25 protein-coding genes, 1 tRNA gene and 2 pseudogenes are annotated in these 21,365 nt (G+C 56.5%); 12 read left to right on the top strand and 16 right to left on the bottom strand.

Annotated elements, in window-relative coordinates; translation table 11 throughout:
* The first annotated feature begins 160 nt into the window (after positions 1 to 160).
* The 5 genes and pseudogenes from ACOTXC_RS04660 to ACOTXC_RS04640 all read left to right on the top strand — a co-directional run bounded on the left by ACOTXC_RS04660 (position 161) and on the right by ACOTXC_RS04640 (position 2,227).
* Positions 161 to 625: a hypothetical protein gene (locus ACOTXC_RS04660; protein WP_023307019.1), complete on the top strand. Its 465-nt coding sequence runs from the start codon at positions 161 to 163 to the stop codon at positions 623 to 625.
* Between the two features lie 175 nt (positions 626 to 800).
* Positions 801 to 1,044 (top strand): annotated as a pseudogene (locus ACOTXC_RS04655) (hypothetical protein); the annotation flags it as partial.
* Positions 1,045 to 1,109: 65 nt separating this feature from the next.
* On the top strand, positions 1,110 to 1,355 hold the full coding sequence (lysC, locus tag ACOTXC_RS04650; protein ID WP_255354071.1) for an Rz1-like lysis system protein LysC: 246 nt from the start codon (positions 1,110 to 1,112) through the stop codon (positions 1,353 to 1,355).
* Entirely contained in the window at positions 1,318 to 1,785 is a 468-nt protein-coding gene (locus ACOTXC_RS04645) for a phage tail protein (RefSeq protein WP_023323591.1), read from the top strand. The genes lysC and ACOTXC_RS04645 overlap by 38 nt, the downstream gene beginning before the upstream one ends.
* Complete coding sequence (locus ACOTXC_RS04640) at positions 1,778 to 2,227, top strand: phage virion morphogenesis protein (protein ID WP_421767442.1); 450 nt, start codon at positions 1,778 to 1,780, stop codon at positions 2,225 to 2,227. Before ACOTXC_RS04645 ends, ACOTXC_RS04640 begins: the two co-directional genes overlap by 8 nt.
* Here the strand turns inward: ACOTXC_RS04640 and ACOTXC_RS04635 are convergent.
* Entirely contained in the window at positions 2,222 to 2,980 is a 759-nt protein-coding gene (locus ACOTXC_RS04635; RefSeq protein WP_421767441.1) for a hypothetical protein, read from the bottom strand. The genes ACOTXC_RS04640 and ACOTXC_RS04635 overlap by 6 nt on opposite strands.
* Positions 2,981 to 3,065: 85 nt before the next feature.
* On the opposite strand from ACOTXC_RS04635, the gene ACOTXC_RS04630 reads away from it, so the two are divergent.
* From ACOTXC_RS04630 to ACOTXC_RS04620, 3 genes and pseudogenes are all read left to right on the top strand, one after another.
* A complete protein-coding gene (locus ACOTXC_RS04630; protein WP_421767440.1) occupies positions 3,066 to 3,707 on the top strand; it encodes a phage baseplate assembly protein V in 642 nt (213 codons plus the stop codon).
* The gene (locus ACOTXC_RS04625) at positions 3,704 to 4,054 is read left to right on the top strand and encodes a GPW/gp25 family protein (protein ID WP_421767439.1); all 351 of its coding nucleotides are present in this window, start codon (positions 3,704 to 3,706) and stop codon (positions 4,052 to 4,054) included. The genes ACOTXC_RS04630 and ACOTXC_RS04625 overlap by 4 nt, the downstream gene beginning before the upstream one ends.
* A gap of 5 nt (positions 4,055 to 4,059) precedes the next feature.
* Positions 4,060 to 4,428: pseudogene (locus ACOTXC_RS04620) on the top strand (baseplate assembly protein); the annotation flags it as partial.
* A gap of 212 nt (positions 4,429 to 4,640) precedes the next feature.
* Here ACOTXC_RS04620 and ACOTXC_RS04615 read toward each other — a convergent pair.
* Positions 4,641 to 4,716 (bottom strand) — tRNA-Ile (locus tag ACOTXC_RS04615).
* Positions 4,717 to 4,840: 124 nt separating this feature from the next.
* On the opposite strand from ACOTXC_RS04615, the gene mug reads away from it, so the two are divergent.
* Positions 4,841 to 5,347, top strand: coding sequence for a G/U mismatch-specific DNA glycosylase (mug, locus tag ACOTXC_RS04610; protein WP_023298636.1), 507 nt, complete (start codon positions 4,841 to 4,843; stop codon positions 5,345 to 5,347).
* Positions 5,348 to 5,449: 102 nt separating this feature from the next.
* Here the strand turns inward: mug and rpoD are convergent, their stop codons facing one another.
* The 3 genes from rpoD to rpsU all read right to left on the bottom strand — a co-directional run bounded on the left by rpoD (position 5,450) and on the right by rpsU (position 9,524).
* Positions 5,450 to 7,294, bottom strand: a complete 1,845-nt coding sequence (rpoD, locus tag ACOTXC_RS04605) for an RNA polymerase sigma factor RpoD (RefSeq protein ID WP_006812010.1) — start codon at positions 7,292 to 7,294, stop codon at positions 5,450 to 5,452.
* A gap of 153 nt (positions 7,295 to 7,447) precedes the next feature.
* Positions 7,448 to 9,193 (bottom strand): DNA primase, encoded by a 1,746-nt coding sequence (dnaG, locus tag ACOTXC_RS04600; protein ID WP_003862574.1) that lies wholly within the window; start codon positions 9,191 to 9,193, stop codon positions 7,448 to 7,450.
* Positions 9,194 to 9,308: 115 nt separating this feature from the next.
* Positions 9,309 to 9,524 (bottom strand): 30S ribosomal protein S21, encoded by a 216-nt coding sequence (gene rpsU, locus ACOTXC_RS04595; protein ID WP_001144069.1) that lies wholly within the window; start codon positions 9,522 to 9,524, stop codon positions 9,309 to 9,311.
* A gap of 236 nt (positions 9,525 to 9,760) precedes the next feature.
* On the opposite strand from rpsU, the gene tsaD reads away from it, so the two are divergent.
* The gene (gene tsaD, locus ACOTXC_RS04590; protein WP_022649449.1) at positions 9,761 to 10,774 is read left to right on the top strand and encodes a tRNA (adenosine(37)-N6)-threonylcarbamoyltransferase complex transferase subunit TsaD; all 1,014 of its coding nucleotides are present in this window, start codon (positions 9,761 to 9,763) and stop codon (positions 10,772 to 10,774) included.
* Between the two features lie 87 nt (positions 10,775 to 10,861).
* Here tsaD and ureG read toward each other — a convergent pair whose 3' ends face one another.
* The 10 genes from ureG to plsY form a co-directional block, all read right to left on the bottom strand.
* Positions 10,862 to 11,479 carry an urease accessory protein UreG gene (ureG, locus tag ACOTXC_RS04585; RefSeq protein ID WP_023298635.1) on the bottom strand — a complete coding sequence of 206 codons (618 nt, stop codon included), beginning with the start codon at positions 11,477 to 11,479 and terminating at the stop codon, positions 10,862 to 10,864.
* Between the two features lie 9 nt (positions 11,480 to 11,488).
* Complete coding sequence (locus tag ACOTXC_RS04580) at positions 11,489 to 12,163, bottom strand: urease accessory protein UreF (protein ID WP_421767438.1); 675 nt, start codon at positions 12,161 to 12,163, stop codon at positions 11,489 to 11,491.
* Complete coding sequence (locus tag ACOTXC_RS04575; RefSeq protein ID WP_022649446.1) at positions 12,163 to 12,702, bottom strand: HupE/UreJ family protein; 540 nt, start codon at positions 12,700 to 12,702, stop codon at positions 12,163 to 12,165. Before ACOTXC_RS04575 ends, ACOTXC_RS04580 begins: the two co-directional genes overlap by 1 nt.
* A gap of 9 nt (positions 12,703 to 12,711) precedes the next feature.
* Positions 12,712 to 13,176: an urease accessory protein UreE gene (gene ureE / locus ACOTXC_RS04570; protein WP_421767444.1), complete on the bottom strand. Its 465-nt coding sequence runs from the start codon at positions 13,174 to 13,176 to the stop codon at positions 12,712 to 12,714.
* Between the two features lie 9 nt (positions 13,177 to 13,185).
* Entirely contained in the window at positions 13,186 to 14,889 is a 1,704-nt protein-coding gene (gene ureC, locus ACOTXC_RS04565; protein WP_023306978.1) for an urease subunit alpha, read from the bottom strand.
* Positions 14,882 to 15,196 (bottom strand): urease subunit beta, encoded by a 315-nt coding sequence (locus tag ACOTXC_RS04560; protein ID WP_022649443.1) that lies wholly within the window; start codon positions 15,194 to 15,196, stop codon positions 14,882 to 14,884. The genes ureC and ACOTXC_RS04560 overlap by 8 nt, the downstream gene beginning before the upstream one ends.
* Before the next feature lie 10 nt (positions 15,197 to 15,206).
* A complete protein-coding gene (locus tag ACOTXC_RS04555; RefSeq protein ID WP_003862556.1) occupies positions 15,207 to 15,509 on the bottom strand; it encodes an urease subunit gamma in 303 nt (100 codons plus the stop codon).
* Positions 15,510 to 15,519: 10 nt separating this feature from the next.
* Positions 15,520 to 16,347: an urease accessory protein UreD gene (locus ACOTXC_RS04550; RefSeq protein ID WP_108367905.1), complete on the bottom strand. Its 828-nt coding sequence runs from the start codon at positions 16,345 to 16,347 to the stop codon at positions 15,520 to 15,522.
* A gap of 155 nt (positions 16,348 to 16,502) precedes the next feature.
* The gene (locus ACOTXC_RS04545; protein ID WP_023306976.1) at positions 16,503 to 17,969 is read right to left on the bottom strand and encodes an MFS transporter; all 1,467 of its coding nucleotides are present in this window, start codon (positions 17,967 to 17,969) and stop codon (positions 16,503 to 16,505) included.
* 91 nt (positions 17,970 to 18,060) lie between these two features.
* Positions 18,061 to 18,675 (bottom strand): glycerol-3-phosphate 1-O-acyltransferase PlsY, encoded by a 615-nt coding sequence (plsY, locus tag ACOTXC_RS04540; protein ID WP_022649440.1) that lies wholly within the window; start codon positions 18,673 to 18,675, stop codon positions 18,061 to 18,063.
* A 107-nt stretch (positions 18,676 to 18,782) separates the two neighbouring features.
* Between plsY and folB the strand changes: the two genes are divergently transcribed.
* Entirely contained in the window at positions 18,783 to 19,160 is a 378-nt protein-coding gene (gene folB, locus ACOTXC_RS04535) for a bifunctional dihydroneopterin aldolase/7,8-dihydroneopterin epimerase (protein WP_023298628.1), read from the top strand.
* A gap of 98 nt (positions 19,161 to 19,258) precedes the next feature.
* Entirely contained in the window at positions 19,259 to 20,080 is an 822-nt protein-coding gene (gene bacA, locus ACOTXC_RS04530; RefSeq protein WP_003862545.1) for an undecaprenyl-diphosphate phosphatase, read from the top strand.
* A 13-nt stretch (positions 20,081 to 20,093) separates the two neighbouring features.
* Here the strand turns inward: bacA and ACOTXC_RS04525 are convergent, their stop codons facing one another.
* Positions 20,094 to 21,335 (bottom strand): multifunctional CCA addition/repair protein, encoded by a 1,242-nt coding sequence (locus ACOTXC_RS04525; RefSeq protein WP_022649438.1) that lies wholly within the window; start codon positions 21,333 to 21,335, stop codon positions 20,094 to 20,096.
* Positions 21,336 to 21,365: the final 30 nt, after the last annotated feature.

Here is a 21,365-nt window from a genome sequence, read left to right as displayed (position 1 = left end):
CACGATCAACAACCTGTTTGACTGCTTCAATTTTAAACTCTTCAGGATAACGCTTACCGCTCATGGGCACCTCTCTTTAAGTCATCTTAAATGACTCTGAGGTGTCTGTTAAACCCGTGGCGATTCATTGACCAATTTTGGATAAAGCAAGGCATCGACTATGTTAAACAGCATCACTTTTAGGACGCTGCACTGGATCGCCACTATTCTTATGGCCCTGGCGGTCGCGGGGTACTGTTATTTCCAACATATACAGCGTTTAACTGTTAGTGATCGGCTATATCAAGTTCGCCAGCTCACGCCCCGGACCTGGTTATACATTACTGAGTATGACGGCTCGAACATGACCACCGGGGAAGTGTATCGTTATTTTTTAGCGAGTAAGATTGACGGTGATCCGCTGGTGGCTCTCGAAAAACAACATATCGCGCCCACGCTTACAGCGAATACCGCCCGCGCAAAAGTTGAAGGCATAGGCAACAATATCTCATTTACTGTTCACGGCACAGTGTACAGCTTTACAACGTCCGCATTTTTTTATGATGCTGAGGGAATAGCGGCCGTGCCGTCAATTGACTTAACGGCCCGCGGCGAGAGCTGGGACAAGGGGAAATTTAGTCGATAGATAAATATTTATTTAAAAATCCCTTGCGGTCGGGTCAATGACTCGATGAGCAGCGTGTAAGTTTTCACGGCGTACCCGTGCGATATTGGGAAACAGCAGCATCCACCGGGCAAAGGTCTGCCCCACATCAGCCAGGCGATTCAGCAGCGGATATCCAGCCAGACAGTGGCGGCGATACACCGATCTGGTGTTGCGCTGGTTTACCGGGTACGTGGAACGCTCAGCAACCTGCTGAAAGCGGCTTTCAGCGTCTGTTTGTTCGTAAACTGGTCGGCGTATTCGAACGCCTCTGGCCATGTTCCTTCCAGCCCCCCACGCTGCGCGACGTGGCCAGCTGGCTGACAGAGCACAGCGGCCTGACCTTCAGCGTGCCGGATGCAGATTATTTAGACCGTCCGATCCCACATTTCACCCACAGCTGAACGGGGTATCAGCTACTGGATAATCTCGGAAAGACCTTCGGCATACAGCGCTGAGCTGCCTGATGTTGTGCGCAGGCTGCACACCCGCGCCGGTTGCGCCTCCGCCGGTCATTGTTTACAGCGCCTGCCCGAAAGTGAGCTATTGCCCGATGCCGGGAAGCGACCCGGCCACTAATGGCTCCCTGAGTGCAGATATCCGCAGGCTTGAGCACGCGCTCGCCGCCTGCGCGTTACAGATTGAAACCGTCAAAGCCTGTCAGGATAAACTCGATGAAGAAAGCAATCAGCCTGCGAAAAGCGCTAACTGACGCCATCCCGCAGCTTAAAACCAACCCCGAGATGATGCGCATTTTTGCCGACGAGGGGAATATCGATGCACGGCTCGCGGCCTCCCTGTCCCACGAGAAAATTTACACCCTGAATGTGATCGTGTGCGATTTCGTAGGCGACCCTGATTTGATTTTCGTGCCGGTAGCCGCGTGGCTCAGGGAAAACCAGCCGGATATCTGCACGCTCGATGAGGGGCATAAAAAGGGCTACCGCTTCCAGATGGATTTAAACGACGGTGATACGGTTGATATCAGCATTAGCCTCCAGCTCACCGAGCGCACCATCATCAGGGAGGAAAACGGCGCGCTGCATGTGAGCTATGCCCCGGAGCCGCCACCGCCTGAACCCGTCACGCGTCCAAAAGAGCTCTATATCAACGGCGAACTGGTGAGCAAGTGGGATGAGTGACTTTAAACCCTTTGATAACAAGCTCGCCGGGCTGCTTGCCGCCCTGTCACCCGCAGGGCGCCGGAAGCTTGCCGGTGAGATTGCGAAGCAACTCAGAACGGCGCAACAGCAACGTATTAAACAGCAAAAAGCCCCGGATGGCTCACCGTATCAGGCGCGAAAGCGCCAGCCACTGAGAGCCAAACAAGGTCGAATTAAACGGGCGATGTTTCAAAAACTGCGCACTAACCGGTACATGAAAGCCAGTGGCCGTGAAAACAGCGCCGTTGTGGAGTTTTCCGGCAAAGTGCAGCGTATTGCGCGTGTCCATCAGTTCGGCCTCAAAGACCGGCCAAACGCACACGCTCAGGATGTGCAGTACGCAGAGCGCCAGCAACTCGGATTTAGCCAGGCGGATAAACAGTTAATTGAGATGCTGGTAATCAAACGTTTTTCATTATGACAAAGATAAAGGTGAGGATGGTTCTAAATCACCTCCCCATTCACAAGAAACCTTATCCCTGACTAACCAGTACGTTGGATTTTCAGATTTATGCTTTTTCAACGCTACATTTATAATCCAGCTTTGATAGCATGCAGTTGTATGATGATAATCATCAATAAGTGGTCGAAGGTATAAATTCCCATGATTTATTTTTGATAAGTGCTCTCTTGATTTTTCTGTAAGTCTTTTATTTTTAAGTAATTCCTTTATGTTGTATGAGTAGCCAGATTGAAATGTTCCTTTGTTAGCGACAAAAGATAATACTGGGATGATTAATGATTGGTGAGTTATGATATTTCTTATATCCTCTATAAGTTTGATGCTGGTGTTAGGGATGATTTCTTTTTTTAGTCTTTCTTCGGCTTCCATGTTGAGCTCATTAGGGAACAATCTTTTGTTTTTTTGCATATTGCGCGTGCTTTCGCGCAAAGATATGGCTGACGCAATGTAGTTAACGAAAAGGCCAGTAATTAATATAAACTGATCTTTATGAATCTTATCTCCCATCAAATGATTTTGAATGATATCAAAAGATTCAAATTGACTAAGTGTGTTTTTTAATTGCTGGTAATTTCTTTCATTAACATGGCTTAGAAAAATAGAAGGGTAAATATCTTCATATGTAGAGGATGCTTCAGAACCACGTAACTCTGTCCACATTTCGTAAACGTCTGTTGTTTCGGATTTTTCTTCGCTAATGCCAATTTTCATAAATGCTCAGTTATATTTATTTGTGTAGTAATTGATACTACTTGAGTTTATAGATATTTCAATGAGTCTATATGATTCTTGTCCCATGAAAACATTAAATTCTCTACAGGAAATCGCACGCGCGATCCGCAACCTCATCCGCACCGGCATCGTAACCGACGTCGACCACGACGAGGGGCTGTGTCGTGTCCAGACCGGCGGCATGCAAACCACCTGGCTTAACTGGCTCACCTGTCGCGCCGGTCGCTCTCGCGTGTGGTGGGCTCCGTCCGTTGGCGAGCAGGTGTTATTGCTGGCCATCGGCGGTGAGCTCGATACGGCCTTTGTGCTGCCGGGCATTTTCTCAGATGACAATCCCGCGCCGTCAGCCTCACCCGATGCGCTTCACGTTACCTTCCCTGATGGTGCGGTCATTGAGTACGAACCCGAAAACAGTGCGCTCACCGTGTCAGGTTTCAAAACCGCAGACGTTACCGCGTCGGATTCCATTACAGCCACCGTGCCGGTGGTGCTGGTGAAAGCCTCGACCCGTATCACGCTCGATACACCCGAGGTGGTGTGTACCAACAAACTGACGACCGGCACGCTCGAAGTGCAGAAGGGCGGGAAGATGACCGGGAACATCGAGCACACCGGCGGGAAACTGACCTCAAACGGCGTGCAGGCGGATGACCACGACCACGGCGGCGTTGAACGGGGCGGAAGCTGGACGGAGGGTACTAAATGACGGTGCGTTATCTCGGTATGAACAGCCAGACCGGCCTCAGTATATCTGAGGTCGAGCATATCAGGCAAAGCGTGCGCGATATTCTCGTCACGCCGGTTGGCTCGCGCGTCATGCGCCGTGAATACGGCTCGCTTCTGTCGGCACTGATTGACCAGCCGCAGACACCGGCACTGCGATTGCAGATTATGGCCGCGTGCTATTCCGCGATCCAGAAGTGGGAGCCGCGCGTCAGGCTGACCACCATCACCTTTGAGTGGTCGGAGACCGACGGTGGGCTGTATGTCGATATCACCGGCACGCGCTCGGCTAACGGCCAGCCCTTTTCCCTCACCATTCCACTGAGTTAAACGCTATGGCAATTGTTGACCTTAACCAGCTCGCCGCGCCTGATGTCGTGGAAGTGCTGGACTATGAGACCATCCTCGCGGAGCGCAAGGCGACCCTCGTCTCGTTATACCCGGAGGAACAACAGGAGGCAGTGGCGCGCACGCTGACCCTTGAATCCGAGCCGATTGTTAAGCTGCTGGAAGAAAACGCCTATCGGGAGGTTATCTGGCGACAGCGCGTCAACGAGGCCGCGCGTGCGGTCATGCTGGCTTACGCTGCCGGAAGCGATCTCGACCAGATTGGGGCTAATTCCAGTATCCCGCGACTCGTCATCACCCCGCCAGACGACACGACATTTCCGCCCACGCCAGCGGTTATGGAGTCTGACAGTGACTAACTCCCGCTCCACCTCACCTGACTGTTGGTGGTCAGCGGCCATTATGGCTGTGATAAATTCCTGCTAAGTGCCCGCCCTGTGCGGGTTTTTTTATGCGCCGAGGAAAATCGTGTTAAAAATTTACCGCCATTTCATCGCCACTTAAAATTCAGACAACAAAAAAGCCACTCAATCGAGTGGCTTAACTGGATGATTCTAAAGCTAAAATTTGGTGGCCCCTGCTGGACTTGAACCAGCGACCAAGCGATTATGAGTCGCCTGCTCTAACCACTGAGCTAAGGGGCCGTGGCGGTGAATTATAAAGTAACTCCCCTCATCAATCCAGCCATTCACACCTGCCTGCTGTTTTTATAAACAACGCATAATCAATCCTTTATACTTATCTTAAGATGCATAGACAGGAGTAGAGATGATCAACGATATTCTGGCCCCTGGCCTGCGGGTGGTGTTCTGCGGAATCAACCCGGGCAAGTCCTCGGCGCACACCGGTTTTCACTTTGCTCATCCGGGAAATCGCTTCTGGAAGGTGATCCACCAGGCCGGTTTTACCGACAAACAGCTTAAGCCGGAAGAAGAGCAGCAGCTGCTGGATACGCGCTGTGGCATCACCATGCTGGTCGAGCGTCCCACGGTGCAGGCGAGCGAAGTAAATCTGCATGAGCTGCGTACTGGCGGGCGGGAACTGGTGAAGAAGATTGAAGACTACCAGCCCGCGGCGCTGGCGATCCTCGGCAAGCAGGCCTACGAGCAGGCGTTCAGCCAGCGCGGTGCGAAGTGGGGTAAGCAGAACATTACCATTGGCGTAACGCAGGTTTGGGTGTTGCCGAATCCGAGCGGGCTGAACAGGGCGACGCTGGACAAGCTGGTGGAGGCGTATCGGGAACTTGATGAGGCGCTGGTGGTGAGGGGGCTTTAGCTCCTCTGCGGCCTGATGCCCTCACCCTGGTCCTCTCCCACAGGGAGAGGGAATAAACAAAAAAAAAGCTCCCGATTGGGAGCTTTTTGCTGTTTACATGGGTTAGTCGTCCAAGAAGCTACGCAGCACTTCAGAGCGGCTCGGATGGCGCAGCTTACGCAGCGCCTTCGCTTCGATCTGACGGATACGTTCGCGGGTCACGTCAAACTGTTTACCCACTTCTTCCAGCGTGTGGTCGGTGTTCATATCGATACCGAAACGCATACGCAGCACTTTCGCTTCACGGGCGGTCAGGCCAGCCAGCACGTCGTGCGTAGCGGCACGCAGGCTCTCGGTGGTGGCAGAGTCCAGCGGCAGCTCGAGGGTAGTATCCTCGATGAAATCACCCAGATGCGAATCTTCATCATCACCGATTGGCGTTTCCATGGAGATTGGCTCTTTAGCGATTTTCAGCACTTTACGGATCTTGTCTTCCGGCATCAGCATTCGTTCAGCCAGCTCTTCCGGCGTCGGCTCGCGACCCATCTCCTGCAACATCTGGCGAGAAATACGGTTGAGCTTGTTGATGGTCTCAATCATATGCACCGGAATACGGATGGTGCGCGCCTGGTCTGCGATAGAGCGGGTGATCGCCTGACGGATCCACCAGGTAGCATAGGTGGAGAACTTGTAACCACGACGGTATTCAAACTTATCTACCGCTTTCATCAGACCGATGTTGCCTTCCTGAATCAGATCCAGGAACTGCAGGCCACGGTTGGTGTATTTCTTGGCGATAGAGATAACCAGACGTAAGTTCGCTTCAACCATCTCTTTCTTCGCACGGCGGGCTTTTGCTTCACCGATGGACATACGACGGTTGATGTCTTTCACCTGCTCGATGGTCAGGCCGGTCTCTTCTTCAATCTGATGCAGCTTTTGCAGGCCGCGCTGTACGTCTTCTTTCACGTCGTGCAGCTTTTCAGACCACGGCTTGTTCATCGCGATAGCGGCGTTGAACCAGGTTTCGCTGGTTTCATTGCCGGTGAAGAGGGTGATGAAATTCTTCTTCGGCATTTTGCACTGTTCAACACACAGCTTCATGATGATACGTTCCTGGGTACGTACGCGATCCATCATCACGCGCATGCTGTTCACCAGGTAGTCGAACTGTTTTGGCACCAGGCGGAACTGTTTAAACACTTCCGACAGCTTCAGGATCTCTTCCTGAGCGGCAGCATGGCTGCGGCCTTTCGCTTTGATGGTGTCACGCGTCACTTCGTACTGAGTACGCAGCTCGGCAAACTTCTCGCGCGCCAGTTCAGGGTCGATGCTGTTGTCGTCGTCGCTGCTGTCGTCGTCTTCTTCTTCATCTTCGTCTTCGTCGTCATCCATCTCTTCCTGAGACAGCTCAGAACCGACGTGAGTGGCGGTTGGCGCCATATCTTCTTCAGCGTTCGGGTCGACAAAGCCAGTGATCAGATCGGACAGACGCGCTTCTTCCGCTTCAACGCGATCGTACTGCTCCAGCAGATAGGTAATCGCTTCCGGGTATTCGGCAACAGAGCACTGAACCTGGTTGATCCCGTCTTCGATGCGTTTTGCGATGTCAATTTCGCCTTCGCGGGTCAACAGTTCAACGGTACCCATTTCACGCATATACATGCGGACCGGGTCAGTGGTACGCCCGATTTCAGATTCCACGCTGGACAGTACCTGTGCAGCAGCTTCTTCCGCATCTTCGTCAGTGTTGTTGGAGGTTTCAGCCAGCAACAGATCATCGGCATCCGGTGCTTCTTCCATCACCTGAATGCCCATGTCATTGATCATTTGGATGATATCTTCGATCTGATCTGAATCGACGATATCTTCCGGCAGATGGTCATTGACCTCGGCATAGGTCAGATAGCCTTGCTCCTTACCGCGTTGGACAAGAAGTTTCAGCTGTGACTGCGGGTTTTGCTCCATAAGACGGTATCCACACTTAATTCGTTTGATTGGTGTCGGCGATAGGGCTGCCAACCTTTAAAGCGAGGGCGTACTTATATTTTTGCCGCTGCCTCTCAGTGCGGCTGCCGGGGGCTTCCCGATCGATATTCGGCACTTAAGCCGTTAAATTTTTTATTTCTTCGCCAGTTCCTGGTTAATCATCCAGAGCTCCCGGCGTTCTTCGCTGCTTAAGCCATGGGTGCGCTCGCGAGCTATCAACTCTTCCTGGCGCAACTCAAGCATCGAATCAAACATATGGTTGAGTGAGTCGGTGAACGTTTTTTCTGCGATATCCTTATCTGCTATATCGTCCCACATCGACAGTTTTTCAAGGGTAGCGGCCTCTTTTGTGCCGCGATAATGCTCTAAAAGTTGTCCGGTGGTCAGACCTGGCTGCGACAAACAAGTGTTGACCAATTCTGAAAATAAGCCAAGTCCGGGCAATTTTTCGTGGTTCAAACCCGCCAGTGACGGCACTTGCGGAGCAAGTTCGGGGTTTTGCACCAGCAACCCTATCAGTATACGCATGGTTGTGCGTTTTAGCTGAGGCGCGGGGCGTACCGTGCCGTTTTCAGCCTGTTTAGGCATTAAACGTTCAAGCTGGCTGTCATCCAGAATGCCGAGCTTGTTGCCTAACTCCTGACGCAGATAGATGCGCAGCGTTTCGCCGGGCACCTGGCTGATTAACGGCAACGCCAGCGTGCTGAGCTGCGCGCGCCCGTCAGGGGTACTCAAATCCACCTGCGGCATCAGGCTGTTAAACAGAAACGTGGAGAGCGGCTGAGCCTGCTCCATCCGCGCTTCAAATGCCGCTTTGCCCTCTTTACGCACCAGCGTATCCGGGTCTTCACCGTCGGGCAGGAACATAAAGCGTAGCTGACGCCCGTCGGTCATATACGGCAACGCGGTTTCCAGCGCTCGCCAGGCGGCGTCGCGTCCTGCGCGGTCACCGTCGTAACAGCAAATCACGTTGTTGGTGACGCGGAACAGCAACTGGATATGGTCCGCCGTGGTGGACGTTCCCAGCGACGCAACGGCATAGTTAATGTCGTACTGCGCCAGCGCAACAACATCCATATAGCCTTCGACGACCAGAAGACGCGGAGGTTCCGCATTATCCTGCTGTGCCTCATAAAGACCGTAAAGCTGGCGGCCCTTATGGAAAATATCGGTTTCCGGGGAGTTAAGGTATTTCGGCAGGGCATCACCCAGCACGCGACCACCAAAACCTATCACCCGGCCACGCTTGTCGCGGATCGGGAACATCACCCGTTCACGGAAGCGGTCGTAGCTTCGTCCCTGGTCGTTGGTGACCAGCATGCCTGCGTCGATGAGGGATTTACGATCTTCGCTATTGCCGCCAAAACGCTTTAACACGTTGTCCCAGCCGGGCGGGGCGTAACCAATAGCGAAACGCGCAATCACATCGTCGCTCAGTCCGCGCTTGTTCAGATACTGACGCGCAGGCTCAGCCGCAGAGTGCTTAAGAGACTGTTGGTAAAACGAATTCAGGCCATCCATCAACTGATATAGCGTTTGCCGCTGATGGCGCTCGATCTGACTTGGCCCACTGCCTGCTTCATACGGCACTTCAAGGTTATGCATCGCCGCCAGCTCTTCGACGGTTTCAACGAACTCGAGCTTATCGTAGTTCATCAAAAAATCGACGGCATTACCGTGTGCGCCACAGCCGAAGCAATGGTAGAACTGCTTTTCACCGTTTACGGTGAAAGAGGGGGTTTTTTCGTTATGGAACGGACAGCACGCATGGTAGTTCTTGCCCTGCTTTTTTAGCTTCACCCGCGCGTCGATGAGATCGACGATGTCGGTTCTGGCAAGCAGGTCATTGATGAAAACGCGTGGGATTCTTCCGGCCATATGCCCCAAAAATTTAAGCGACTTATAAACGAAAACAAGCCGCGCATTCCTTCCGGAAGCACGGCCTTACGACTACAACTCTGTCTGTCAATTGAGGGCTGTGGCCCTCAACAGATTAGTACAGACGAGTACGGCGTGCGTTTTCGCGAGCCAGTTTCTTCGCGTGACGTTTCACAGCGGAAGCTTTAGCGCGCTTACGTTCGGTCGTTGGTTTTTCATAAAACTCACGACGACGAACTTCAGCCAGAACACCTGCTTTCTCGCATGAACGTTTGAAGCGACGCAGTGCTACGTCGAACGGCTCGTTTTCACGTACTTTAATTACCGGCATGTAACTCTCACCTTTAATAAATTCGGTTTGCCGCTGGCATCAACGCCAGCTTATTTCAAAATGGTGCGGAATTTTACTGCAAATGCTGCTGCTTTGTAAAGCACCGATGCGATTTTGAAAGGGACTTTTATAAGGGGGAAGAGTATACACGAGGCTTCTTCCTGGGGCGAACAAAGTTTTACATCAACCCGCCCAGGCTCTACACTGCGCGGTATTGAAACGAGGTAAAACAAGTCATGCGTGTACTGGGTATTGAAACATCCTGCGATGAAACCGGCATCGCGATTTACGACGACGAAAAAGGGCTTCTGGCCAACCAACTGTATAGTCAGGTGAAATTGCACGCTGACTACGGCGGCGTCGTGCCTGAACTGGCCTCTCGTGACCACGTGCGTAAAACGGTTCCCCTGATCCAGGCGGCGCTGAAAGAGGCCGGGTTAAGTGCAAAAGATATTGATGCCGTGGCCTATACTGCAGGACCGGGCCTGGTTGGCGCGCTGCTGGTCGGCGCAACGGTAGGGCGTTCGCTGGCCTTCGCGTGGGACGTTCCGGCCATTCCGGTTCACCATATGGAAGGACATCTTCTGGCTCCGATGCTGGAAGCCAATCCGCCAGCGTTCCCGTTTGTGGCGCTGCTGGTCTCCGGCGGTCATACGCAGCTGATTAGCGTAACGGGCATTGGCAAGTATGAGCTGCTGGGCGAATCGATCGACGACGCGGCCGGTGAAGCCTTCGACAAAACCGCCAAGCTGCTGGGCCTGGATTATCCTGGCGGCCCGATGCTGTCGAAAATGGCCGCGCAGGGAACGGAAGGGCGCTTTGTCTTCCCGCGTCCGATGACCGATCGTCCGGGGCTGGATTTTAGTTTCTCCGGTCTGAAAACCTTCGCGGCGAACACCATTCGCAATAACGACGACAGCGAGCAGACGCGTGCCGACATCGCCCGCGCGTTCGAAGATGCGGTGGTGGATACGCTAATGATCAAGTGCAAGCGTGCGCTGGATCAGACGGGCTTTAAGCGCCTGGTGATGGCCGGTGGCGTGAGCGCCAACCGTACGCTGCGCGCGAAGCTTGCCGAAATGATGCAAAAGCGTCGTGGGGAAGTGTTCTACGCGCGTCCGGAATTTTGTACCGATAACGGGGCGATGATCGCCTACGCCGGGATGGTGCGCCTGAACGCTGGCGCCACGGCTGACCTGAGCGTGTCCGTGCGTCCGCGCTGGCCGCTGGCGGAGCTGCCTGAGGCGTAAGTCTTTTGCCCGGTGGCGCTGCGCTTACCGGGTCTGCAAAAATCGTAGGCCGGGTCAGGCGAAGCCGCCACCCGGCAATAAACCGCACTACATCCGCAGCATCCCTTTCTCTTCCAGAAACGCAATAATCGTCGCCAGCCCGTCACCCGCCTTCAGGTTGGTAAAGGTCCACGGACGCTCGCCGCGCATGCGATTAGTGTCGCGCTCCATTACCTCCAGCGACGCCCCCACGTACGGCGCGAGGTCGGTTTTATTGATCACCAGAAAATCGGATTTGGTGATCCCCGGCCCGCCCTTGCGCGGGATTTTTTCCCCTTCGGCCACGTCGATCACGTAGATGGTGAGGTCCGCCAGCTCCGGGCTGAAGGTCGCGCTCAGGTTATCCCCGCCGCTTTCGACGAAGATCAGATCCAGATTGCCGAACTTCTCGCTCAAGGCTTCCACCGCTGCCAGGTTCATTGAGGCATCTTCGCGGATGGCGGTGTGCGGACAGCCGCCCGTTTCCACCCCTACGATGCGCTCTGGCTCAAGCGCACCCGCCTCGGTCAGGATGCGCTGATCCTCTTTGGTGTAGATATCGTTAGTCACCACCGCAAGATGATAGGTGTCGCGCATCGCCTTGCAGAGCGCTTCCAGCAGGGCGGTTTTGCCCGACCCTACCGGGCCGCCCACGCCAACGCGCAGGGGATGTTTGTAATCAGCCATATTGACTCCTCAGGAACGGAATAGTCGTGAATATTGGGTTTCGTGGCGCGCGGAGGCGATGGCGGACAGCGGCGTAGCTGCCCCCAGCGCGTCGTCGCCACGTAAAAATGCCTGTTCAAACCCGGCGGCAAAATGGTCGCTCAGGTCGATAATCAGCTGTTGTGCGCCCTGCTGCCCAAACGGCACCAGCTTGACGCCCGCCATCACCGCGCTCTCAATCCAGCTGTAGCCGAGGCTCAGCGCCAGCTCGCGCGCGCTAATGCCCCAGCGCACGCCGAGCCACGCCATACCGCCGAGCTGGCTCTGCATCAACAGCGGCAGCCATTCTGCCGGGCAGGCGGGTTCCCAGCTTTTAACCAGGCGCGTAAAGGCCGCGCCGCGGTTGCGTTCTTCCTCGCGCAGTTCGCACGTTTCCCGACAGGCGAGGAGGTATGCCGTCCAGCGTTTTGCTGTCGCGACCTCCTGCTTCTCGCAGGCATGATACAGGCGGATAAACAGCGGCAGGTCGACGCAGAAAAAGCTCTGCTCCATCTGCTGGATCTGCCAGCGCCTGAAGGCCTCAGCGTCCGTGATCCACCCGGCCTCGACAGCCCACTCCAGCCCCTGTGACCAGGTATACGATCCGACCGGCAGGCTACTGCTGGAGAGCTGCATCAGGCGCAGCCGCTGGCGGGCGTGCTCCATCAGCTCATCAGCGCCAGCAGGGCAGAGACGATCAACCCGCCGCCGAAGGTTTTACGCAGGCCGTCGTGACGGCGCAGCAGCAGCCCTGCCGCGAAGCTGGCGCACAGCACCGTGGCACTGGCTAACATAAATCCGCTGGTAAAGAGCCAGAAGCTGTGGCCGGACATCTCCACGCCGTGCGCCCAGCCGTGGAACATCGCCAGGGCTGGCACTGCCAGCAGCAGGCGATTTTCAGTCTTAAACATCATCACGCCGCAGACCGCCAGCGAGGCGATAATCAGCATCTCCATGCCGCTAAAGCCGCCGAGCAGGCTGCCCGCAACGGCGCCAGCCAGCATCATGCCGAGCGTTGCTAACGGCAGCAGCAGCTTGCGGCCGCTCAGGGCGGACAGCACGCCAGCCCCCGTCAGCATCAGCAGGTGATCCAGCCCGGTCAGCGGATGGAGAAAACCTGCCTGAAAGCTGTCGGTCCCGTGACCGGGATGGGCAAACGCCGGAACGGAAAAGGCCAGCAGAAACAGCGGTAAATACTTACGCATGATGAGTCCTTAATGTGAATGAGCGTGGGAGTGGCCATGGCTGTGGGCATCGCTGGTGTAAGCGCCCGCTTCCGGTTCAAAGGGCAGGCTGGCGAAGGCCACCTCCAGCCCGAACTGACGTAGCATGTCGTCGAGAACGTGATCGTGGTGGTAGCGCAGTTCGCCGGGCATGATTTGCAGCGGTACGTGGCGGTTGCCCAGGTGATAACAGGCGCGGGCGAGCAGGAACGGGTCGGCACAGCGCACCACGGAAACCGACTCCGGGGCGGCGATCACTTCGATCACTTCGCTGCCGTCGTCGGTAGTCAGCAGGTCGCCCCCGCGCAGCAGCAGGCCGCGCGGCAGCATTAGCCCGGCTTCGCGGCCGTCGTTCAGCGCCACGCGGGCGCGGCTTTTTACCCGCACGTCAATCGGCAGCGTGACGCTGGCGGTAATCGGGTGCGCGTGGTCCAGGCGTTGGGTTAAATAAATCATCATCACTCCTCAAAACAGAAAATAGCGTTGCGCCATCGGCAAAACTTCTGCCGGTTCGCTGGTGATCAATTCGCCGTCGACGCGAACCTCATAGGTTTGCGAGTCAACGGTGATATTCGGCTGTAAATCGTTGTGGATCATGTCGGCCTTTTTCACCGTCCGGCAGCCTTTCACCACCGCGGTGGCGCTTTGCAATCCGAGCCGCTGCGGAATGCCGCTGGCATCAGCGGCCTGCGAGACAAACGTTAGCCGCGTGGCGTGGCGTGCGGCACCAAGTGCACCAAACATCGGGCGGTAATGCACCGGCTGCGGCGTGGGGATCGAGGCGTTGATGTCGCCCATCGGCGCGCAGGCGATCATCCCGCCTTTGACGATGGTGGCCGGTTTGACGCCAAAGAAAGCGGGGGACCAGACCACCAGATCCGCCAGCTTGCCCGCCTCAATAGAACCGACCTCATGGGCGATGCCGTGGGTAAGAGCCGGATTAATGGTGTATTTGGCGACATAGCGCTTCACGCGGAAGTTGTCGTTCTCGCCTGTCTCTTCCGGCAGTGCGCCGCGCTGCACCTTCATGCGGTGCGCCACCTGCCAGGTGCGGATAATCACTTCCCCCACGCGGCCCATGGCCTGTGAATCTGACGAGGTGAGCGAGAACGCGCCGATATCGTGCAGCACGTCTTCGGCGGCGATGGTTTCCCGACGAATACGGGATTCCGCAAATGCCACGTCCTCGGCGATATCCGGGTCGAGATGGTGACAGACCATCAGCATGTCCAGGTGCTCGTCGATGGTATTCACCGTGTAGGGCAGCGTCGGGTTGGTGGAGGAGGGCAAAATATTCGGGTGCGCGCAGGCGGTGATGATATCCGGCGCATGGCCGCCGCCCGCCCCTTCGGTGTGGAAGGTGTGGATGGTGCGCCCGGCGATGGCGGCCAGCGTGTCTTCGACAAAACCGGACTCGTTCAGTGTGTCGCTGTGCAGCGCCACCTGAATATCCATCTCTTCAGCGACCTCCAGCGAGCAGTTGATTGCCGCAGGCGTCGCGCCCCAGTCTTCGTGGATCTTAAGCCCGATGGCGCCAGCCGCGATCTGCTCGCGCAGCGCGTCCGGGTTTGAACCGTTCCCTTTGCCCAGCAGGCCAATATTCACCGGCAGCGTATCGGCGGCCTGCAACATGCGGGCGATATACCACGGCCCCGGCGTGCAGGTGGTGGCGTTTGTACCTGCCGCAGGGCCGGTGCCGCCGCCGATCATGGTGGTGACGCCGGAGACCAGCGCCTCTTCCGCCTGCTGCGGACAGATCCAGTGGATATGGGTGTCGATCCCGCCAGGGGTGACGATCTTCCCTTCGGCGGCGATCACTTCCGTTGCCGCGCCAATCGGGATCGTCACGCCGGGCTGAATGTCCGGGTTTCCGGCTTTGCCGACGGCGAAGATCCGCCCATCTTTTATGCCGATATCCGCTTTCACAATCCCCCAGTGATCGACAATCAGCGCGTTGGTGAGCACCAGATCCACGCAGTCGTCGGCGGTCATCTGCCCCTGTCCCATGCCGTCGCGGATCACTTTTCCGCCGCCGAATTTAACCTCTTCGCCGTAGATCGTGAGATCGTCTTCCACTTCGATCCACAGCTCGCTGTCGGCCAGCCGCACTTTATCCCCGGTAGTGGGGCCGAACATATCGGCATACGCCTGGCGTGAAATCTCAGCCATGTTTCACCTCGCCCATGACCTCGCCGCGAAAACCAAAAATGCGCTGCGCGCCCGTCACCTGCACCAGCGCCACTTCCCGCTTCTGGCCGGGCTCGAAGCGCACGGCAGTACCGGCCGGGATGTTGAGTCGGTAGCCTCGAGTGGCTTCGCGATCGAATTTCAACGCCGGGTTGACCTCGTAAAAGTGGTAATGCGAGCCGACCTGGATCGGCCTGTCGCCGTGGTTTTCCACGATCACACTTCGGGTTTCGCGCCCGACGTTGAGCGCAATGTTGCCGGACTGGATCCGGTATTCGCCAGGGATCATCACGCGCTCCTTACACGATCGGATTGTGGACGGTGACGAGCTTGGATCCGTCCGGGAAGGTGGCTTCCACCTGGATATCCGGGATCATCTCCGGCACGCCCTCCATCACCTGATCGCGCGTCAGGACGTGGCGGCCGGCTTCCATCAGCGAGGCGACGGTTTCGCCATCGCGTGCGCCTTCCATAATAAAGGCGCTGATCAGCGCGACCGATTCCGGGTAGTTGAGCTTTACCCCGCGCGCGAGGCGGCGTTCGGCAACCAGCGCGGCGGTGAACAGCAACAGCTTGTCTTTTTCTCTGGGAGTCAGTTCCATAGCGTTTCTCTTATGTCTGCCAGATACGCGGCGAACAGGCGGTTTTGGGGGTTAAAAGCGGGCGAAGCGACTGCCAGATATCGCGCATCACCCGCTGGCAAATGAGGTTGTCGTGGGAGAGAAAACGCACCGACAGCAGGTCGTCGGTGAGCGTCGCCCCGCCAAAGTTTTCCAGCGGGGCGAGCCGCTCGCGCACTGTATCAAGATGTGCTTCCCGGGCCGGGTAGAACAGCAGCGTGCCGACCCACGGATGGCCTGCGACGGGCGACAGATCGCCATCGCTAAGATGCAGTCGCTCAATCAAACGCGGCTCGCCATCCACCCACACCTCAAGGCGGCTCTCCAGCGTGCCGTGGCTGAAGGATTCGTTTATCACCGGACGGCCCAGACAGTACAGCTCCCACGCCAGCAGCGTGCTGGTGGCCTTAAGGTGGAAGACGGAACGCAGCGCGGCGTTAGCGCCGGGGAAAATTATGGTGTCCTGCGGCAGCCACTCCAGCGTGGCCTCTTCGTCGAGGTAAAAATGCTGATTCAGACAGGCCAGCGGGCCGCTGCTGCGATAGAACTTGCTGGCGCCGGGCATGGTGATGAGGGCATGGCTTTTGGCGTCGAGCCGCACGGAAATATCCAGCGTATCCCCGCCCACAATCCCGCCTGGTGGATGCAGCAGGTAAAGATGGCAGGTCTCGCCTTCAGGGTAAAACGGGCGCTGAACGGTGAGCGGCCCGGTGTGACGCGCGGAATGGAGGAGGGTTTTCTCAGGGGTATAACAAAACTGGAGGGCAAGCGTGGCCTGCCAGCCTTTGTATGAATTATCAGTGACCTGAGTTGCTAACATGGTGCTTCCATTTCCACACTATCGGGGTACGTTTCAGTATGCCCTGGCGGAAATGAAGGCTGTCATATGAGTCGCTTATGGATAAAAAACCGGCTCATGTGAGCCGGTTTCAGTAATGTAGGCCGGGTAAGCGCAGCGTCACCCGGCAAGAAAGGCTAGCGATAATCCTCTGCATCCACATCATACCCCGACGGCTCCCAGCGGATCGCCAGCAGCGATACCAGGCCGATAAACGGCGCCAGCGCAATCACCCAGAACACGGCGGTATCCAGCGACGCGACCAGTAGCGGGAACAGAAACAGTGACAGCGTTGAACTGCTGCGCATCAGCGTCTGGTTAAGCCCCACGCCCACGCCGCGCAGCGAGGTCGGGTAGCTCAAGGAGGCAAACGTCATGGTATGCGCACCCGGACCAAAACCCTGGCCAAACAGGAACAGCGCCAGCATCGCGACGGCGACCACGCCTTCCGTGGCCCCGTCAGGGCGGCCAATCAGCGCCAGACCGAGCAGCGCCACCAGCTGGCAGGCGTAACCCGCCAGTGACATCCGCCACGCGCCGAAGCGCGGAACATAGCGCACTGCCAGCAGCCCGCCGACAAACGCAAACAGCAGGTTAAGCGCCAGCGAGATCAGAATGGTGGTCAGCATCGACTGCACAAAGAAGCTGGAAATGATCACCGGCAGGCCAAAGGCTACGGCGTTATAGGCGAACGAGGAGACGACCGACAGCAGCGTGGCGAGCGTGGTACGCCGCAGGTAGATACCACGGAACAGATTCAGGTAGTTCGACCATTTTGCCTTATTGACCACCGGCGCGGGCTGGTCAAGCGCATCCTGCGGCACGTGGGCATTAATGTTGTACGACTGCCGCAGGATGGACGCCGCCTCCTTCAGATTGCCCTGATTCGCCGCCCAGACCGGGGATTCGCTCATATAGCGGCTGCGGATGGCGATAATCACCAGCGCGGGCACCGCGCCGAAGCCAAGGATCAGACGCCAGAGCCAGTCGCTGTGGCCTTCCGGCAGCACGGCGTAGAAGAAGAGCACCAGAAGATAAGAGATGCTGATGGCCGCATACCAGGTGGGGCACCACATTGCCACGCTGGAGGCTTTATTCCCCGGGCCTTTCAGCCTGGCGAACTCGCTGAGAAACGCCATCGCCACGGGAAGGTCGATCCCGACGCCAAGACCCATCACAAAGCGCGCGCCCGCCAGCACATATTCGTTCGGAGCCAGCGCACAGGCGATAGCGGCGACGACAAAGAACACCATGTCGGCCATAAAGACGCGGTAGCGCCCGATTTTATCCGTAAGATAGCCGCCAAGCAGCGCCCCGACAATCGCGCCAAAGGTAATGGCTGAAGCCACCATGCCGGTACCAGCGGGCGTCAGGTTAAATTCGCGGGTGATGTCTTTGATGCCGAATGCCAGCGCGCCGAGATCGTAGGCATCGAGAAAAATTCCCCCGAGCGCGATACCGACCACGATGCGGGCATTGGCCCGGCCCTGAGAGCCGTCATTAACGAGACGTGAAACGTCCGATGCGCTGCGTACCCACTTGATGTCGCCATCCGGGGTGTTTCCTGCCGTTGGGAGGGGAGTTGTGTCTGTGATTTCTGCCATTTTCTTTTATGTGGTTGTGTTGTGTACCTAACAGTTACCACAGGCAGAAGGGGACAAAAATCACATTTGGTTATAAGGCATAACGAACGGTTTACTGAGCGTCTTTCTTTTTACGCTTGAGCTTCGTCCAGATCTTGGTCTCCTGGCGACGCCACAGGCGCTGAATGTTGTCATGATGACGCAGCAGGATCAGGCACGAGAGCATCGATACCGGGAAGGTAAACTGCGGTTTGAACCACCAGACATAAAACGGAGCGATCAGCGCGCTGACGATGGCGCCCAGCGATGAATAGCCGCTCAGCAGGATGGTCAGCAGCCAGGTGCCCGCCATCACGCCAGTGAGATCCCAGCCGATCGGCGCAATCGCGCCAAACGCGGTTGCAACGCCTTTACCGCCTTTAAAACCAAAGAAAACGGGCCAGATATGGCCGACGCAGGCGGCGATAGCAATCAGCCCCAGCCAGAAGGGTGTGACGCCCAGCGCATACGCACCCCAGACGGGGAGCATTCCTTTCAGAACATCAAAAATCAAAACCGCTACGGCTGCTCCCTTGCCGCCAATTCGTAGTACATTGGTCGCCCCCGGATTCCCGGAACCACTTTCACGCGGGTCAGGCAACCCGGCGATGCGGCAGACCAGAATGGCGCTGGAGATTGAGCCGCAAAGGTAGGCGAGGATAATCATTCCAGGCGCGATTGCACTCATAACGCTGTTCCGTTTTGAAAATGTATCTGTATTCTCAGCATCTGTGGATAATACGCATAATTCGCCGGAAGTGGTATCCGGTTTAGCCAAAAAGCAGGCAGGTCGTGATGGATATTGTATTTATAGAGCAACTTTCGGTAATCACCACAATTGGTGTTTACGACTGGGAACAGACCATCGAGCAGAAACTGGTGTTCGATATCGAAATGGGCTGGGATAACCGCAAGTCAGCAAAAAGCGATGATGTGAATGACTGTCTGAGCTACGCCGACATCAGTGAAGCGGTAGTTGGCCACGTGGAAGGGCAACGATTTGCGCTGGTGGAACGCGTGGCGGAAGAGGTAGCGGACCTGCTACTGAGCAAATTTAACTCCCCGTGGGTGCGCATCAAACTAAGCAAGCCGGGCGCGGTGGCGCGCGCCGCCAACGTGGGCGTCATCATTGAGCGTGGCACAAATCTGAAAGGAAAAGATTTAACGTCATAATAGCTAAACCATTTTAGGTTATATCGGTCTTAAAGCTGTATCTTTCACGGTTGTCCGCGTGGGACACCGTTTTTTTATATCTTTTTAGGGGTTTATAGATGAGCGATATGCACTCGCTGCTGGTGGCGGCAATTCTGGGTGTGGTCGAAGGATTGACGGAGTTTTTGCCGGTGTCCAGTACGGGCCATATGATTATCGTTGGCCATCTCCTGGGCTTTGAAGGCGATACCGCAAAGACGTTTGAGGTGGTGATTCAGCTGGGCTCTATTCTGGCGGTGGTCGTCATGTTCTGGCGTCGTCTGTTTGGTCTGATCGGCATCCACTTCGGGCGTTTACCGCAGCGTGAAGGAGAGGGCAAGGGGCGCCTGACGCTGATTCATATTCTGCTGGGGATGATCCCGGCGGTGGTGCTGGGGCTGGTGTTCCACGACACCATAAAATCGCTTTTCAACCCGATTAACGTGATGTACGCGCTGGTTGTCGGCGGCTTCCTGCTGATTGCCGCCGAAGTGCTGAAGCCAAAAACCCCGCGTGCAGAAGGTCTGGACGATATGACGTATCGCCAGGCGTTTATGATTGGCTGCTTCCAGTGTCTGGCGTTGTGGCCGGGCTTCTCCCGTTCAGGGGCAACCATTTCCGGCGGGATGCTGATGGGCGTGAGCCGTTACGCGGCGTCTGAGTTCTCGTTCCTGCTGGCGGTACCGATGATGATGGGCGCCACCGCACTGGATCTCTACAAAAGCATCGGCTTCCTGACCGTAGGCGACATTCCGATGTTCGCCGTGGGCTTTATCACCGCCTTTATCGTGGCGCTGATTGCCATCAAAACCTTCCTGCAACTGATTAAGCGTATCTCGTTTATTCCGTTCGCGATCTACCGCTTTATCGTCGCGGCTGCCGTGTACGTGGTCTTCTTCTGATGACCGACCGCCCTCAGTCTTTCGGCTGAGGGCAACGTTTTTCCTTCCACGCCGCAACCGCATCAATCCGCCGTTTCGTCAGCTCTTCGCGGATCTCCGGGCCTTTAAACCCTGCCTCCACCACCTCTTTCGTTGGCACCGCTTTTGCGATTTCCCACGCCTCGCGCAGCAAACGACCCTGCGGATAATCGGACGCTTCAAACCCGGTACGGCCGCGCACGTCCGCTTCGCTGGTCAGCGCAATTTGCTCCACGCGCTGCGGCTTGCGCCAGGCGTCGATGTTATCGAACAGCCTGACGATGGTGGCGGGTTTCAGGATCGGAAAGGTGTGGATCAGGTCGTGGAACTCGGCGACCAGTTTTGCCAGATCGCGAATGTCATTCGGCACGCGCAGGCGCTGGCAAAGCCCTTCAACCAGCTTTACGCCAGCCGGACCGTGCCCGTGGTGGCGTGGCCACAACTCCTTTGGCGTTAACCCCTTGCCGAGGTCATGGCAGAGGGTGGAAAAGCGCACGTCCACTTCAGGGCTGAGCATAGCGGCCATGCTAAGCGTCATCAGGGTGTGAATGCCGGTATCAATTTCCGGGTGCCATTTCGCCGGGGCGGGCACGCCAAACAGCGCGTCTATTTCCGGGAACAGCACTTTCAGCGCCCCGCAGTCGCGCAGAACCTGGAAAAAGACCTGTGGATTGCGGGTAGTCAGGGCGTTTTCGGTCTCTTTCCAGACGCGTTCTGGCGTCAGATGTTCCAGCTCGCCCGCGTCGGTCATGGCCGTCATCAGCGCCATCGTCTCGTCGGCGATGCGGAAGCTGAGATGGGCATAACGGGCGGCAAAACGCGCCACGCGCAGTACGCGTAACGGATCTTCAGAAAAGGCGGGGGAAATATGGCGTAAAAGACGGTCGCGCAGATCGTTCTGGCCGCCGTAGACGTCGATAATATGGCCGTTTTCGTCCTGCGCCAGGGCGTTAATGGTGAGATCGCGGCGCAGTAAGTCCTGCTCCAGCGTCACATCCGGCGCGGCATAGCAGGTGAAGCCGGTATAACCGGAACCGGATTTCCGTTCGGTACGCGCCAGGGCGTACTCTTCCCGGCTTTTCGGATGGAGGAACACAGGAAAATCGCGGCCTACCTGCTGGTAGCCCGCGTCAATCATCGCTTCGGGCGTGGCACCGACCACGACCCAGTCTTTATCTTTGACCGGCAGACCTAATAACGCATCACGTACCGCACCACCGACCAGATAACTCTTCACGCCAACACTCCCGTTTTCTCTTTTCGCAAG

It is taken from the genome of Enterobacter cloacae complex sp. IR5428 (assembly GCF_049238585.1).
Classification (GTDB): domain Bacteria; phylum Pseudomonadota; class Gammaproteobacteria; order Enterobacterales; family Enterobacteriaceae; genus Enterobacter; species Enterobacter intestinihominis.
The sequence above is the reverse complement of the archived record's forward strand: the minus strand, read 5'-3'. Positions and strand labels throughout refer to the sequence as shown.